General features: G+C 71.9%; 11 protein-coding genes and 1 tRNA gene. 7 read left to right on the plus strand and 5 right to left on the minus strand.

Annotated elements, in window-relative coordinates; all coding sequences use genetic code 11:
• The first annotated feature begins 114 nt into the window (after positions 1 to 114).
• The 3 genes from EDD33_RS03300 (at position 115) to EDD33_RS03310 (ending at position 2,729) form a co-directional block, all read left to right on the plus strand.
• Complete coding sequence (locus EDD33_RS03300; RefSeq protein WP_123389094.1) at positions 115 to 1,209, plus strand: flavin reductase family protein; 1,095 nt, start codon at positions 115 to 117, stop codon at positions 1,207 to 1,209.
• Between the two features lie 41 nt (positions 1,210 to 1,250).
• On the plus strand, positions 1,251 to 2,357 hold the full coding sequence (locus EDD33_RS03305) for a fatty acid desaturase family protein (protein WP_123389095.1): 1,107 nt from the start codon (positions 1,251 to 1,253) through the stop codon (positions 2,355 to 2,357).
• Between the two features lie 78 nt (positions 2,358 to 2,435).
• Entirely contained in the window at positions 2,436 to 2,729 is a 294-nt protein-coding gene (locus EDD33_RS03310; RefSeq protein WP_246003342.1) for a hypothetical protein, read from the plus strand.
• Here EDD33_RS03310 and EDD33_RS03315 read toward each other — a convergent pair.
• The 4 genes from EDD33_RS03315 to EDD33_RS03330 are packed head-to-tail and all read right to left on the minus strand — an operon-like array spanning position 2,726 to position 8,425.
• Complete coding sequence (locus EDD33_RS03315) at positions 2,726 to 3,337, minus strand: acetoacetate decarboxylase family protein (protein ID WP_123392962.1); 612 nt, start codon at positions 3,335 to 3,337, stop codon at positions 2,726 to 2,728. The two genes, EDD33_RS03310 and EDD33_RS03315, sit on opposite strands and share 4 nt — an antisense overlap.
• A gap of 4 nt (positions 3,338 to 3,341) precedes the next feature.
• Entirely contained in the window at positions 3,342 to 4,316 is a 975-nt protein-coding gene (locus EDD33_RS03320; RefSeq protein WP_246003343.1) for a helix-turn-helix domain-containing protein, read from the minus strand.
• A gap of 56 nt (positions 4,317 to 4,372) precedes the next feature.
• Positions 4,373 to 4,555 (minus strand): DUF6104 family protein, encoded by a 183-nt coding sequence (locus EDD33_RS03325; protein ID WP_123389096.1) that lies wholly within the window; start codon positions 4,553 to 4,555, stop codon positions 4,373 to 4,375.
• 3 nt (positions 4,556 to 4,558) lie between these two features.
• A complete protein-coding gene (locus tag EDD33_RS03330; RefSeq protein ID WP_211332394.1) occupies positions 4,559 to 8,425 on the minus strand; it encodes a multifunctional oxoglutarate decarboxylase/oxoglutarate dehydrogenase thiamine pyrophosphate-binding subunit/dihydrolipoyllysine-residue succinyltransferase subunit in 3,867 nt (1,288 codons plus the stop codon).
• Between the two features lie 220 nt (positions 8,426 to 8,645).
• Here EDD33_RS03330 and EDD33_RS03335 point away from each other — a divergent pair, with 220 nt between their 5' ends.
• Positions 8,646 to 9,176, plus strand: a complete 531-nt coding sequence (locus EDD33_RS03335; RefSeq protein ID WP_170169684.1) for a CAP domain-containing protein — start codon at positions 8,646 to 8,648, stop codon at positions 9,174 to 9,176.
• A gap of 15 nt (positions 9,177 to 9,191) precedes the next feature.
• Here the strand turns inward: EDD33_RS03335 and EDD33_RS03340 are convergent.
• Positions 9,192 to 9,267: transfer RNA gene (locus EDD33_RS03340), tRNA-Arg, on the minus strand.
• Between the two features lie 83 nt (positions 9,268 to 9,350).
• Here EDD33_RS03340 and argS point away from each other — a divergent pair.
• The 3 genes from argS (at position 9,351) to EDD33_RS03355 (ending at position 13,900) form a co-directional block, all read left to right on the plus strand.
• Positions 9,351 to 11,006, plus strand: coding sequence for an arginine--tRNA ligase (gene argS / locus EDD33_RS03345; protein WP_170169685.1), 1,656 nt, complete (start codon positions 9,351 to 9,353; stop codon positions 11,004 to 11,006).
• 7 nt (positions 11,007 to 11,013) lie between these two features.
• Complete coding sequence (gene lysA, locus EDD33_RS03350; protein WP_123389099.1) at positions 11,014 to 12,408, plus strand: diaminopimelate decarboxylase; 1,395 nt, start codon at positions 11,014 to 11,016, stop codon at positions 12,406 to 12,408.
• A gap of 157 nt (positions 12,409 to 12,565) precedes the next feature.
• Positions 12,566 to 13,900: a homoserine dehydrogenase gene (locus tag EDD33_RS03355; RefSeq protein WP_123389100.1), complete on the plus strand. Its 1,335-nt coding sequence runs from the start codon at positions 12,566 to 12,568 to the stop codon at positions 13,898 to 13,900.
• Positions 13,901 to 13,933: the final 33 nt, after the last annotated feature.

Below are 13,933 nucleotides of genomic sequence, written 5' to 3' on the forward strand. Positions count from 1 at the left end.
GCGTGGTCGGCGTCACCCGCGATCTGCTTGACCTCGGCGGCGACTCCCGGGAACGTTGAGTGCACAGACGTTCACTCGATCCGGACGTCTCCCACGACCGAGGGAGAACAGACCATGACGCCGCTCGCCCAGCGTGTCCTGAGCTCCAAGCTGCTCGGCGCGCTCACCGCGCCCCACGGGGTCGACCGCTACCTCGAGCAGATCAACCCGATGTGGGCCGCCACCGAGGTGCGCGCCCGGGTCGTCGAGGTGGTGCGCGAGACCTCCGGGGAGCACCCCGTCGCGACGGTCCGCCTGCAGCCCACCACCACGTGGCGCGGCCACCGCGCCGGCCAGTACGTCCAGGTCGGGGTCGAGGTGCCGGGCGCCCGGCGCACGACGCGGTGCTTCTCCATCTCCTCGGCCGAGTCCGGCCCGGGTGAGGAGTTCACGATCACCGTCCGCGCCCACGCCGAGGGCCTGGTCAGCAAGTTCCTCGTCCACGACGCCGAGCCCGGCCTGACCGTGCACCTCAGCCAGGCCGAGGGTGCCTTCACCCTCAGCGAGAGCCCGGCCACGCCGACCAACAACCGGTTGCTCTACGTCACCGGCGGCTCGGGCATCACGCCCGCGATGTCCCATCTGCGGACCCTGCTGCGCGACGGGTACGACGGCCGCGCCAACCGCAAGGTGACCTTCGTGCACTACGCCCGCAGCCCGGAGGACCAGATCTTCGCCGAGGAGCTGCAGCGGATCGCCTGGGCCGACAACGACGTCTCGGTGCACCTGCGCTACGGCGACGACGTCTTCACCGAGGCGGCGCTGCGCCGGCTGGTCCCGGACTTCCGGCAGACCGACACCTGGGCCTGCGGTCCGGCGCCGATGATGGACCTGGTCCGCGAGGCCTACGGCGACTCGCCCCGGCTCCGCACCGAGTTCTTCAAGCTCTCCACCCGGCCGGCCGGCACGGAGACCGCCGAGGGCGAGGTCACCTTCGCCCGCGAGGGCTCGACCGCCGCCAACACCGGCGAGTCGCTGCTCGAGCAGGCCGAGGCCCGCGGGCTGACGCCGGAGTTCGGCTGCCGGATGGGCATCTGCTTCTCCTGCGTCTCGCGCAAGACCGAGGGCACCGTCCGCAACGTCCTGACCGGCGAGGAGTCCTCGCTGCCCGACGAGGAGGTCCGCATCTGCGTCTCCGCCCCCGTCGGCGACTGCGTCGTCGACCTCTAGACCTCACCGACCCCGTTCCGACCACCACGAGAGGGACCACCATGACCACCGACACCCACACCCGCATGAGCGACGAGCAGCTCGAGAAGTTCGGCGAGGAGATGGACGCGATCCGCCAGCGCGTCATCGCCGACCTGGGCGAGGCCGACGCGACCTACATCCGCGGCATCGTCAAGAAGCAGCGTCAGCTCGAGGTCGCCGGTCGCGCGCTGATGTACCTCCCGCCGGCGTGGCCGCTCGCCGTGGCCTCGCTCAGCGTCTCCAAGATCCTGGACAACATGGAGATCGGCCACAACGTCATGCACGGCCAGTACGACTGGATGGGCGACCCGGGCCTGAACTCCCGGATGTACGAGTGGGACAACGTCTGCCCCAGCTCGCAGTGGAAGTACTCCCACAACTACATCCACCACACCTTCACCAACGTGCTGGGCAAGGACCGTGACATCGGCTACGGGATCCTGCGCATGGACGAGGACCAGAAGTGGCACCCCTACTACCTGGGCAACCCGGTCTACGCGTTCCTGCTGATGGTCTTCTTCGAGTGGGGCGTGGCGATGCACGACCTCGAGGTCGAGAACCTCGTCGCCGGCAAGCGCTCGATCTCCGAGAACAAGGCGCTGCACGCCGGGATCATGAAGAAGGTCAAGACGCAGGCCCTCAAGGACTACCTGCTCTTCCCCGCCCTGACCGGGCCGCTGTTCCCGCTGACCCTGGCCGGCAACGCCACCGCCAACCTGGTGCGCAACGTCTGGGCCTTCAACATCATCTTCTGCGGCCACTTCCCGGCCGGCGTGGCGACCTTCTCCGAGGAGGAGTGCGAGGACGAGAGCCGCGGCCACTGGTACTACCGCCAGCTGCTCGGCTCCGCGAACATCTCCGGCAGCAAGCTGCTGCACCTGATGAGCGGCAACCTCTCGCACCAGATCGAGCACCACCTCTTCCCGGACATCCCGGCGCGGCGCTACCCCGAGATCGCCGAGGAGGTCCGTGAGATCTGCGAGCGCTACGGCATCGCCTACAACACCGGGCCGCTGCACCGCCAGCTCGGCAGCGTGGCGAAGAAGATCTGCAAGATGGCCCTGCCGACCCGTCGCAGCAAGGCCACCGACCCCGGCACGGTCGTCGACCACAAGCTGGCGGCCTGAGGACTCCCGTACGCCATGATGGGGGGCCCGGGGGACACCCGGACCCGCGAGGGGACCGACGCCGACGGAGGTGCGCAGGTGAGCGACGAGCTGAGCAAGGGCGAGATCCGCAAGGACGCCATCCAGGACGGCGTGACGGCTGCGGCCGCGACCGTCGGTGCGGTCACCACGATCCTCACCAACGCCGTGGGTGACGTCGCCCGGACCCTGGGCGGGTTCGCCACGGAGGTCTTCGAGATCCGCGACTCGACCCGGCGGGCGCTCGAGGACCAGGAGCTCGCCCGGGGCGGCTCCGCGGAGGCCGAGGCACTGCCCGACGGTCAGCGTCCGGCCATCCGCGCGGTCCAGACCCCACCGGACCGGCCCGCCTAGCCTCCGGCGCGGCCGAACTCCATCGCGAAGTCGGTCGCCCGCAGCGTCACGAGGGGCCGCTCGCCTGCCAGCCAGGCGAGCGGCCCCTCGTCGTACGCCGTCCAGCGGGCCGTGCTGCGTCCCAGCCGGGCCGTGCCACGCACCGGGGTCACCACGACGCTGCCGTCGTCGCGCACCTGGCGGGTGCGGAAGGCGAAGGGCACCCGCGGCGTGCGGGGGCCGGCGTCGGTGACCTCGATGCTCGCCCAGGTGGCCGCCTCGTCGCCGATCTCCCAGGTGGCGTGGCGCTCGGCCCGGCCGCGCGTCGTACGACGGAACGAGGCCAGCTCCTTGGGGATCGCCCACAGGTCGCGCCCGCCCGCGCGCGAGGCGGGGGAGTCGACCCAGATGTCGGTGATGCCGACGTCGGCGCCCAGCGGCCGCGCGCACAGCAGCTCGCGGTAGACCAGCGGGCTGGGGTCCTCGTAGGAGACCAGCGCGACGCCGTACAGCCCCGCGGGGCGGTCCGGGTGCTGCGGGTCCGCGCCGCGTCGTACGCGGAACAGCGAGAGCCACAGCTGGCCGTGCAGGGTCCAGGGGGAGGGCGGGTACGTCGCGGGGCCGGTCATCGGGTCAGCCTGCCGCACGCACCGGCGCGGGGGCCGAGAAGGTGCGGCGGTACTCCGCCGGCGAGACGCCGACCCGGGTGCCGAAGTGGTGGCGCAGCAGCGCGGCCGAGCCGAACCCGGCCCGCGAGGCCACCGCCTCGACGGGGAGGTCGGTGGCCTCGAGCAGCGAGCGGGCGTGGTGCAGCCGCTGGCCGAGCAACCACCTCGCCGGGGTGGTGCCGGTCTCGGCGACGAAGCGGCGGGCGAAGGTGCGCTCGGACATCGCCGCACGCCGGGCGAGGGTGCGGACCGGCAGGTCCTCGGCGAGGTGCTCGCGCATCCAGGTCAGCAGCGGCGAGAGGCTCTCGGCCCGGCAGTCCGGCACCGGCAGGTCGATGAACTGCCGCTGACCGCCGTCGCGCTGGGGCGGCACCACCATCCGGCGGGCGATCCGGTTGGCCACGCCGGCGCCGAGCTCGCAGCGCACGTGGTGCAGGCACGCGTCGATGCCGGCGGCCGTCCCCGCGCTGGTGATGACACGGTCGTCCTCGACGAAGAGCACGTCGGGGTCGACGACGGTGGCGGGGAAGCGCTCGGCGAGCTCGGCCGCGTGCCGCCAGTGCGTGGTGGACCTGCGGCCGTCGAGCAGGCCGGCGTGCCCGAGCAGGAACGCGCCGGAGCAGACCGAGAGCACCCAGGCGCCGCGGGCGTGCGCGGCGCGGAACACCTCCAGCACTGCCTTGCTCGGCGGCTCGTGGGTGTCGTACGCCGGCGCCACCACCAGGTCGGCGTCCGCCGCCGCCTCCAGGCCGTGCGCGAAGGTCATGGTGATGCCGTGGCTGGTCGGCAGCGGCACCCCGGGCACCTCGGTGCAGGCCACGAGGTCGATCGCCGGCACCCCGTCGTCGGTCCGGTCGACCCCGAACACCTCGTGCACCACCCCCAGCTCGAACAGGGCGGGACGGGGCGGGACGACGACGGCGACGCGGGACAGGGTCACCGGGTCAGTGTGGCAGGAAGTGGACCGTGCGGACCCTCACTGCCAGGCCGGGCGGCTCAGAGGTCGTCGTCGGGGTCGTCGAGACGGGCCAGCCAGGTGGCCAGGCGCTCGACGGGCGTCTCGAACTCGGGGTTGAGGTCGACGAACTCCTGGAGCCGCTCGCCGAGCCACTCCAAGGTGACCTCGTCGTCACCCCGTCGTCGCTGCAGCTCCTCGATCCCGCGGTCGGTGAAGTACACGGGTCAGTACTTCTCCTCGGCGATCCCCTCGGGCTCGGCGAACGCGTCGCTGAGCAGGCCCTTGAGCTCCTCCGCGTGGCGCTTGGCCTGGCCCACGGCCGGCGAGCTGGAGGCGTCGCGCGAGATCACCTGGACCGGCAGGTCGAGCTCGGGGAACAGGTTGAGCCGCATGTGGGGCGCCGGGCCCATGTTGGCGGGCTCGTCCTGCACCCAGCGCACGTCGCGGAGGTGGGGGAAGCGGGACAGCTCGGCCTTCACCTCGTCGGTGGGGCGGGGGTAGAGCTGCTCGAGCCGCGCGATCGCCGTGGTCTTGGCGTCGCCCTGCGTCTTCTCGCGGTGCACCATCAGGTCCCACGTGATGCGGCCGCTGCACAGCAGCAGCGTCTGCACCTTGGCCGGGTCCGCCTGGGAGTCGGGGATCAGCGGCTGGAAGGTGCCGCTGGTGAACTCCTCGGGCCGCGACGCGGCCTCCTTGCGGCGCAGCATCGACTTGGGCGTGAACACGATCATCGGCCGGTGCCGGTCGCCGAGCGCGTGGCGGCGCAGCAGGTGGAAGTAGCTCGCGGGCGAGGACGGCTGGGCGACCACGAAGGCCTCGTCGGCGCCCATGGTGAGGAAGCGCTCGATGCGGGCCGAGGAGTGGTCGGGACCCTGGCCCTCGTAGCCGTGGGGCAGCAGCAGCACGACGCCGGACTGCTGGCCCCACTTGGTCTCGCCGGAGGTGATGAACTCGTCGATCACCGTCTGGGCGCCGTTGACGAAGTCGCCGAACTGCGCCTCCCAGGCCACGAGCGCGTCGGGCCGGGCCACGGAGTAGCCGTACTCGAACCCGAGGGCGGCGTACTCCGAGAGCAGCGAGTCGTAGACGAAGAAGCTGGCCTGGTCCTCGGTGAGGTTGGACAGCGGCGTCCACTCGTGGGCGTTCTTGCGGTCGATGATGGTCGCGAACCGGCTGGCGAAGGTGCCGCGCCGCGAGTCCTGGCCCGAGAGCCGCACCGGCCGGCCGTCCATGAGCAGCGAGCCGAAGGCGAGGATCTCGCCGGCGCCCCAGTCGATCGGGCCGTCGGTCATCGCCGCGGCACGCTTCTGCAGCTGGGGGAGCACCTTGGGGTGCACCGTGAAGCCGTCGGGCGCGCTGACGTAGGAGTCGGAGATGCGCTTGAGGGCCTCCCGCGAGATCGCGGTGGTGTACTCCTCGTGGCTCTTCTCCGGGTAGTCCGGGACGGTGGTCCAGCTGTCGGGCGTCGAGGTGGCCTCGCGGACCTCGGTGAAGACCCGCTCGAGCTGCTGCTGGTAGTCCTTGAGGACCTGCTCGGCCTCCTCCAGCGTGATGTCGCCGCGACCGATGAGCGACTCGGTGTAGAGCTTGCGTACGGAGCGCTTCTGCTCGATCAGGTCGTACATCAGCGGCTGGGTGTACGACGGGTCGTCGCCCTCGTTGTGGCCGCGACGGCGGTAGCAGACGAGGTCGATGACGACGTCCTTGTTGAACGCCTGGCGGTACTCGAAGGCGAGCCGTGCGACGCGGATGCAGGCCTCGGGGTCGTCGCCGTTGACGTGGAAGATCGGCGCCTGCACCATCCGGGCGACGTCGGTGCAGTAGAGCGAGGAGCGCGACGCGGCGGGCGAGGTGGTGAACCCGACCTGGTTGTTGACCACGACGTGCACCGTGCCGCCGGTGCGGTAGCCGCGCAGCTGCGAGAGGTTGAGGGTCTCGGCCACCACGCCCTGGCCGGCGAACGCGGCGTCGCCGTGCACCAGCAGCGGCAGCACCGGGAAGGCCTCGCCCTGGTTGAGCACGTCCTGCTTGGCGCGCGCGATGCCCTCGAGCACCGGGTCGACCGCCTCGAGGTGGGAGGGGTTCGCGGCCACGGAGACCTTGACCCGGTCACCGCCGTCGCTGAGGAACTCGCCCTCGGCGCCGAGGTGGTACTTCACGTCGCCGGAGCCCTGCACCGTGCGCGGGTCGATGTTGCCCTCGAACTCGCGGAAGATCTGGCTGTAGGACTTGCCCACGATGTTGGCCAGCACGTTGAGGCGGCCGCGGTGGGCCATGCCGATGGTGACCTCGTCGAGGCCGGCCTCGGCGGCGGCCTCGCAGATCTCGTCGATCAGCGGGACGGTGGTCTCGCCGCCCTCGAGGCTGAACCGCTTCTGCCCGACGAACTTGGTCTGCAGGAAGGTCTCGAACGCCTCGGCCTGGTTGAGCTTGAGCAGGATCCGCAGCTGCTCCTCGCGCGGGGGCTTGCGGTGCGGCTGCTCGACGCGCTCCTGGATCCAGCGGCGCTGCTCGGGGTCCTGGATGTGCATGTACTCGATGCCGACGGTGCGGCAGTAGGAGTCGCGCAGGATGCCGAGGATCGAGCGCATCTTCATGAAGCGGCGCTCGCCGCCGAAGGAGCCGGTCGCGAACTCGCGGTCGAGGTCCCACAGCGTCAGGCCGTGGCTCTCGACCTCGAGGTCGGGGTGGCTGCGCTGCTTGTACTCCAGCGGGTCGGTGTCGGCCATCATGTGGCCGCGCACGCGGTAGGCGTGGATCAGCTCCAGGATGCGGGCCTGCTTGCTGATCTCGTCGTCGTGGTTGGCCGAGATGTCGTTGGACCAGCGGATCGGCTCGTAGGGGATCCGCAGCGACCGGAAGATCTCGTCGTAGAAGCCGTCCTCGCCCAGCAGCAGCTGGTGCATCCGGCGCAGGAACTCGCCGCTCTGCGCCCCCTGGATGACCCGGTGGTCGTAGGTCGAGGTCAGCGTCATGATCTTGCTGATCGCGTTGCGGGTGAGCGTCTCCTCCGAGGCCCCCTGGAAGGCCGGGGGGTACTCCATCGAGCCGACGCCGACGATCGCGCCCTGGCCCTTCATCAGGCGCGGCACGGAGTGGTTGGTGCCGATCGTGCCCGGGTTGGTGAGGCTGATCGAGGTGCCCTGGAAGTCGGTGACGGCGAGCTTGCCGTTGCGGGCCTTGCGCACCAGCTCCTCGTACGCCGTCCAGAACTGCGCGAAGTCCATGTCCTCGGCGGCCTTGATGCTGGGGACCAGCAGCTGGCGGGTGCCGTCGGGCTTGGGCAGGTCGATGGCGAGCCCGAGGTTGACGTGTGCGGGCGTGACCAGGTTGGGCTTGCCGTCGACGACGTCGAAGCCGACGTTCATCTCCGGCATCGAGCGCACCGCCTTCACCAGCGCGTAGCCGATCAGGTGGGTGAAGGAGACCTTGCCGCCCCGGGCGCGGGCGAGGTGGTTGTTGATGACGATCCGGTTGTCCCAGAGCAGCTTGACCGGGACCGAGCGCACGCTGGTGGCGGTCGGGACGGTCAGGCTCGCGTCCATGTTGGCCACGGTGCGGGCGGGGGCGCCCTTGAGCACGGTGTGGCGGGGGCCCTCGTCGACGGCGCTCTCGGCGGACTGGTCGGCCTCGGCCTTCGCGGTGCCCTTGGAGCCCGAGGAGGTGGACGCTGCCGCGGACTTCGTGCCCTGCGAGGAGCTGCGGGTGGACGAGGACGACTTCTGCTCGGACAAGGGCTGGGCCTGTTCCTTCTCGGGGGACTGCTGCGTGCTGCCGGACTGTGCGGGCTGCTCCGGGGCCTCCGGCGCGGGAGCGGGGCGGCGCTTGGGCGCGCCCGTGGACTCCACGATGCGCTGGGCGCCGGCGGATGCGCCGTGGTGGCCGTTGCCGGAGGCGGTGCTCGCGGCGGGGGCGTCGGACTCGTGGGAGTCGGGCTCGTCGGGGGCGCCGGACCCGGACTTGTCGAAGAAGTCCCACCAGACCCGGTCGACGCTCTCGGGGTCCTCCTCGAAGCGCTCACGCATCTCGTCGACGAGCCACTGATTGGCTCCGAACCCGGTGGGGGAGCTCTCTTCGGTCGACTCCGGCACGGCCAGTTCCGCCTCTTCCAACGCGCGTGGGTGTGAGTACCCCGACAAGGCTAGACCCCCGGCCGCGGAGCGTGGGAGGCGGATGCCCCGTGCGAGCCCGGTGAATGACTGTCCGTTTCGCACACTTTCGGGGCAATTGCGAGAATCGTGATGCGCATATTGTCCGGATATGCAACTCTTGGCCCGTCCGAGACGGGGGCCGACCGGAGAAGAGACCGCGATGCACACCTCAGCACACCTGCCGCACACCACGACCGCCACGGGGTCCGTACGCCGCCTGCGCACCCTGCTCGTCGGCCTGCTGGCCGCCGCCGCCGGCCTCGTCGGCGTCGTCCTGGTGCCGAGCACCGCCCACGCCGCCGCCGACACCGCGCCGGTGGCCTCCAGCTTCGACACCCAGGTGCTGGCCGCGACCAACGCGCAGCGCAAGCGCCACGGGCTGCGGCCGCTGCGGATGACGAGCTGCCCCGACCGCTACGCGAACAGCTGGACCCGTCACCTCGCCAGCCGCGACACGATGTACCACCAGGCGCTGCGCCCGATCATGCGCAACTGCGGCCTCCGCGCCGCCGGCGAGAACCTCGCCTGGCGCGGCGGCTCCATGACCGCCACGCAGGTCGTGCGGATGTGGATGAACTCGCCCGGCCACCGCCGCAACATCCTCACCGCGCGCTACAAGTACATCGGCATCGACGCCTGGCGCTCCACCGACACCGGGCGGGTCTACGCCGGTCAGGTCTTCGGCGGCTGAGCCGCCGGGTCGTGCTGGTGCCTCCGGCAGGATTCGAACCTGCGACACCTGGTACCGGAAACCAGTGCTCTATCCCCTGAGCTACGGAGGCGGGAGTGCCTCGCGGCACGAGCCCGAACAGTACCGGCCGATGCTCCCGGGCCGCCAACCGGTGCCCGCCGATACGCTGGGTCGGTGACCCCCGCTCAGCTGTCCGCGACCGTCGTCGCCGCCCTCGCCTCCCTGGTGGAGGGGGGCTCGCTCACCCTCCCCGACGGGGTGCCGACCGAGGTCACCGTCGAGCGTCCGCGTCAGCGCAGCCACGGCGACTACGCCACCAACGTCGCGCTGCAGCTGGCCAAGAAGGCGGGCACCAACCCCCGGGCGCTGGCCGAGCAGCTCGCCGAGCGGCTCCGGGCCGCCGACGGCATCGGCGCGGTGGACGTCGCCGGGCCGGGCTTCCTCAACATCACCGTCGAGGCCGGCGCCCAGGGCCAGGTCGCGGCCGACGTCGTGGCCGCCGGGACGGCGTACGGCAGCACCGAGGCGTTCGCGGGCGAGCAGATCAACCTCGAGTTCGTCTCGGCCAACCCCACGGGCCCGATCCACATCGGCGGGGTCCGCTGGGCCGCCGTCGGCGACGCCCTCGGCCGGATCTTCACGATGACCGGTGCGCGGGTCAGCCGGGAGTACTACTTCAACGACCACGGCGGCCAGATCGACCGCTTCAGCGGCTCGCTGCTCGCCGCGGCGCACGGCCGTCCGACGCCCGAGGACGGCTACGGCGGGGCCTACGTCGACGACATCGCCCGCGCCGTCGTGGCACAGCGTCCCGACGTGCTCTCGCTGCCCGACGACGAGGCCCAGGAGGTCTTCCGGGCCGTCGGGGTGGACCTGATGTTCACCGAGATCAAGCAGAGCCTGCACGACTTCGGGGTCGACTTCGACGTCTACTTCCACGAGGACGACCTGCACCGCTCGGGCGCCGTGGACAAGGCGGTCACGCGGCTGACCGAGCTCGGCAACACCTACGAGCAGGACGGCGCGACCTGGCTGCGCACCGAGCAGTTCGGCGACGACAAGGACCGCGTGGTCATCAAGTCCGACGGCCAGGGCTCCTACCTGTCCGGCGACCTCGCCTACTACCTCGACAAGCGCAGCCGCGGCTTCGACCGCTGCTTCATCATGCTCGGCGCCGACCACCACGGCTACGTCGGCCGGATGATGGCGATGTGCGCCGCGTTCGGCGACACCCCCGGCGTCAACCTGGAGATCCTGATCGGCCAGATGGTCAACCTGGTACGCGACGGCCAGCCGCTCCGGATGTCCAAGCGCGCCGGGACCGTGGTGACCATCGACGACCTCGTCGAGGCCATCGGCGTGGACGCGGCCCGCTACGCGCTGGCCCGCTACTCCACCGACTCCAACATCGACCTCGACCTCGACCTGTGGGCCAGCCGGTCCAACGACAACCCGGTCTTCACGGTGCAGTACGCCCACGCCCGGGTCTCCAGCCTGCTGCGCAACGCCGCCGACCTCGGGGTCGTCGCCGCCTCCCACCCCGACCTGCTGGTCCACGAGAAGGAGGGCGAGCTGCTGCGGGCGCTCGCCGAGTTCCCGCGCGTGGTCACCAGCGCGGCCGAGCTGCGGCACCCGCACCGGGTGGCGCGCTACCTCGAGCAGCTCGCCGGCACCTACCACCGGTTCTACGACAACTGCCGGGTGCTCCCGATGGGGGACGAGCCGGCGGGCGAGCTGCACGCGGCCCGCCTGCTGCTGGTCGACGCGACCCGTGTGGTGCTCGCCAACGGCCTCGGCCTGCTCGGCGTCTCCGCGCCCGAGCGGATGTGAGCGGGTCGTGAGGGCGCACGAGGCCGGCTGGGCCCACGCGGCGGTGTCGGTCCGGGGACCCGCGTGGCTGCGCGACCCCGCGGACGTCAACGCGCTGGTGCCGCGGCTGTGGTCGCGCACCGCGCGCAAGGTCGACGGCGTGCTCGAGGTGGGCGGCGTACGGCTGCCCGACCTCGTCGCCCAGCACGGCTCGGCAGCGTACGTCCTGGACGAGGAGGACTTCCGCAGCCGTGCCCGCGACTTCCGCGACGGCTTCTCCGGCTTCGACGTCTACTACGCCGGCAAGGCGTTCCTGTGCACCGAGGTGGCCCGCTGGGTCGACCAGGAGGGGCTGCACCTCGACGTGTGCACCGCCGGCGAGCTCGCGGTGGCCGAGCGCGCCGGGTTCCCGATGGACCGGGTCGAGCTGCACGGCAACAACAAGTCGCCCCACGAGCTGCGGCGGGCCCTGGAGCTGCAGGTGGGGCGCATCGTCGTGGACTCCTTCCACGAGATCACCCGGCTGGCCGACCTGGCCGCCGAGACCGGGATGACCGCCCGCGTCATGGTGCGGGTCACCCCCGGCGTGGAGGCCCACACCCACGAGTACATCGCCACCGCCCACGAGGACCAGAAGTTCGGGTTCTCCATCAGCAGCGGCGACGCGATGGCCGCCGTGCGGGCGATCCGGGAGACCCCGGGCCTGGAGCTGCGCGGGCTGCACTCCCACATCGGCTCGCAGATCTTCGACACCTCCGGCTTCGAGGTCGCGGCCCGGCGGGTGCTCGCCCTGCACCGCCAGGTCGCCGAGGAGACCGGGGTGCAGCTGCCCGAGCTCGACCTCGGCGGCGGCTTCGGCATCGCCTACACCACCCAGGACGACCCGGCCGACGCGGCGTCGCTGGCCGCCGAGATCCGCACGATCGTCACCGAGGAGTGCGCGGCGCGGGGGCTGGAGGTGCCGCGGCTCTCCGTCGAGCCCGGTCGCGCGATCGTCGGGCCCTCGATGTGCACCGTCTACGAGGTCGGCACCGTCAAGGCCGTCGAGCTCGACGGGGGAGCGGTCCGCACCTACGTGTCCGTCGACGGCGGGATGAGCGACAACATCCGCACCGCGCTCTACGACGCGGACTACTCCTGCACCCTGGCCAGCCGACGCTCCGACGCCCCGGTGCTGCTCAGCCGGCTGGTCGGCAAGCACTGCGAGGCCGGCGACATCGTGGTCAAGGACGAGTTCCTCCCGGGCGACCTCGCCCCGGGCGACCTGGTCGCGGTGCCCGGCACGGGCGCCTACTGCCGGTCGATGGCCAGCAACTACAACCACGTGCCGCGCCCGGCCGTGGTCGCGGTGCGGGACGGCGTCGCGCGGGTCGTCGTACGCCGGGAGACGCTGGAGGACCTCCTCCTCACCGACGTCGGCTGAGGTCCGGCTTCCCTCGGGCTCCCCGGCGTTCTCCGCCGGGGAAGCGCCCTGGCGCAGCAGCACGACCTCCGGTGCAGCGGGCCGGCGTCGGCGTGGCCCGGACCAGCAGGCGGATGGATTGGGGTCCACGGGTCGGACGGTGGGAGGATGTGCGGCGATGAACGAGCACCCAGCACCTCACCCGCGTCCCGACGCGCCCGCCGTCAAGGTGGCGCTGCTCGGCTGCGGCGTCGTCGGCTCCCAGGTCGCCCGGCTGCTGCACGAGCAGGCCGACGACCTGACCGCCCGCGTCGGCGCCCGCGTGGAGCTCGTCGGGGTGGCCGTGCGCCGTCTCGGCCTGACCCGTGACGTCGAGCTCCCCGAGGACCTGTTCACCACCGACGCCCACGCCCTGGTCACCCGCGAGGACGTCGACGTCGTGGTCGAGCTGATCGGCGGCATCGAGCCCGCCCGCAGCCTGATCCTGGCCGCGCTCGAGCACGGTGCCAGCGTGGTCTCGGCCAACAAGGCGCTGCTCGCCGAGGACGGCAGCACGCTGTTCGAGGCCGCCGAGCGCGCTCACCGCGACCTCTACTACGAGGCCGCCGTCGCCGGGGCGATCCCGATCCTGCGGCCGCTGCGCGAGTCGCTGGCCGGTGACCAGGTCACCCGGGTCCTCGGCATCGTCAACGGCACCACCAACTTCGTGCTCGACCGCATGGACAGCTCCGGCGCCGGCTTCGACGAGGCGCTCCAGGAGGCGCAGGACCTGGGGTACGCCGAGGCCGACCCGACCGCCGACGTCGAGGGCTTCGACGCCGCCGCCAAGGCCGCCATCCTGGCCAGCCTGGCCTTCCACACCCGCGTGACCGCCGCCGACGTCCACCGCGAGGGCATCGCCGAGGTGACCGCCTCCGACGTGGCCTCGGCCGCCGAGATGGGCTGCGTGGTCAAGCTGCTCGCGATCTGCGCCGTCCAGGACGGCCCCGACGGCCCGTCGGTCTCGGCCCGCGTGCACCCCGCGATGATCCCGCGCAGCCACCCGCTGGCCAGCGTCCGCGAGGCCTACAACGCGGTCTTCGTCGAGAGCGAGGCCGCCGGCCAGCTGATGTTCTACGGCCCCGGGGCGGGCGGCTCGCCGACGGCCAGTGCCGTCATGGGCGACCTCGTCACGGTCGCGCGCAACCGGCTCTCCGACGTGCGCGGCGCCGGCGAGTCGTCGTACGCCGACCTGCCGGTGCTCCCGATGGGCAGCACCGAGACCCGCTACCACGTGCAGATCGACGTCGACGACAAGGCGGGCGTGCTCGCGGCGGTGGCCCAGGCCTTCGCCGAGCACGGCGTCTCGATCCAGACCGTCCGCCAGGAGGGCCGCGGCGACGACGCCCAGCTCGTCGTCGTCTCCCACCGGGCCAGCGACGCCGACCTGGCGGCGACCGTGGAGACGTTGCGCGGGATGGCCAACGTCCGCGACGTCTCCTCGGTGATGCGCGTGGAGGGGGAGGCGGAGTGAGCGCCACGACGACCGGCACGCCCGCCGCGACCG

Origin of the sequence: Nocardioides aurantiacus, from assembly GCF_003752505.1 — a bacterium.
In the GTDB taxonomy this organism is placed as follows: Bacteria; Actinomycetota; Actinomycetes; order Propionibacteriales; family Nocardioidaceae; genus Marmoricola; species Marmoricola aurantiacus.

Bases quoted from the DNA above. Each gene is read 5' to 3' on its own strand.
- EDD33_RS03300 (WP_123389094.1), top strand. From the start codon at position 115: ATGACGCCGCTCGCCCAGCGTGTCCTGAGCTCCAAGCTGCTCGGCGCG.
- EDD33_RS03305 (WP_123389095.1), top strand. From the start codon at position 1,251: ATGACCACCGACACCCACACCCGCATGAGCGACGAGCAGCTCGAGAAG.
- EDD33_RS03315 (WP_123392962.1), bottom strand. From the start codon at position 3,337: ATGACCGGCCCCGCGACGTACCCGCCCTCCCCCTGGACCCTGCACGGC.
- EDD33_RS03335 (WP_170169684.1), top strand. From the start codon at position 8,646: ATGCACACCTCAGCACACCTGCCGCACACCACGACCGCCACGGGGTCC.
- EDD33_RS03355 (WP_123389100.1), top strand. From the start codon at position 12,566: ATGAACGAGCACCCAGCACCTCACCCGCGTCCCGACGCGCCCGCCGTC.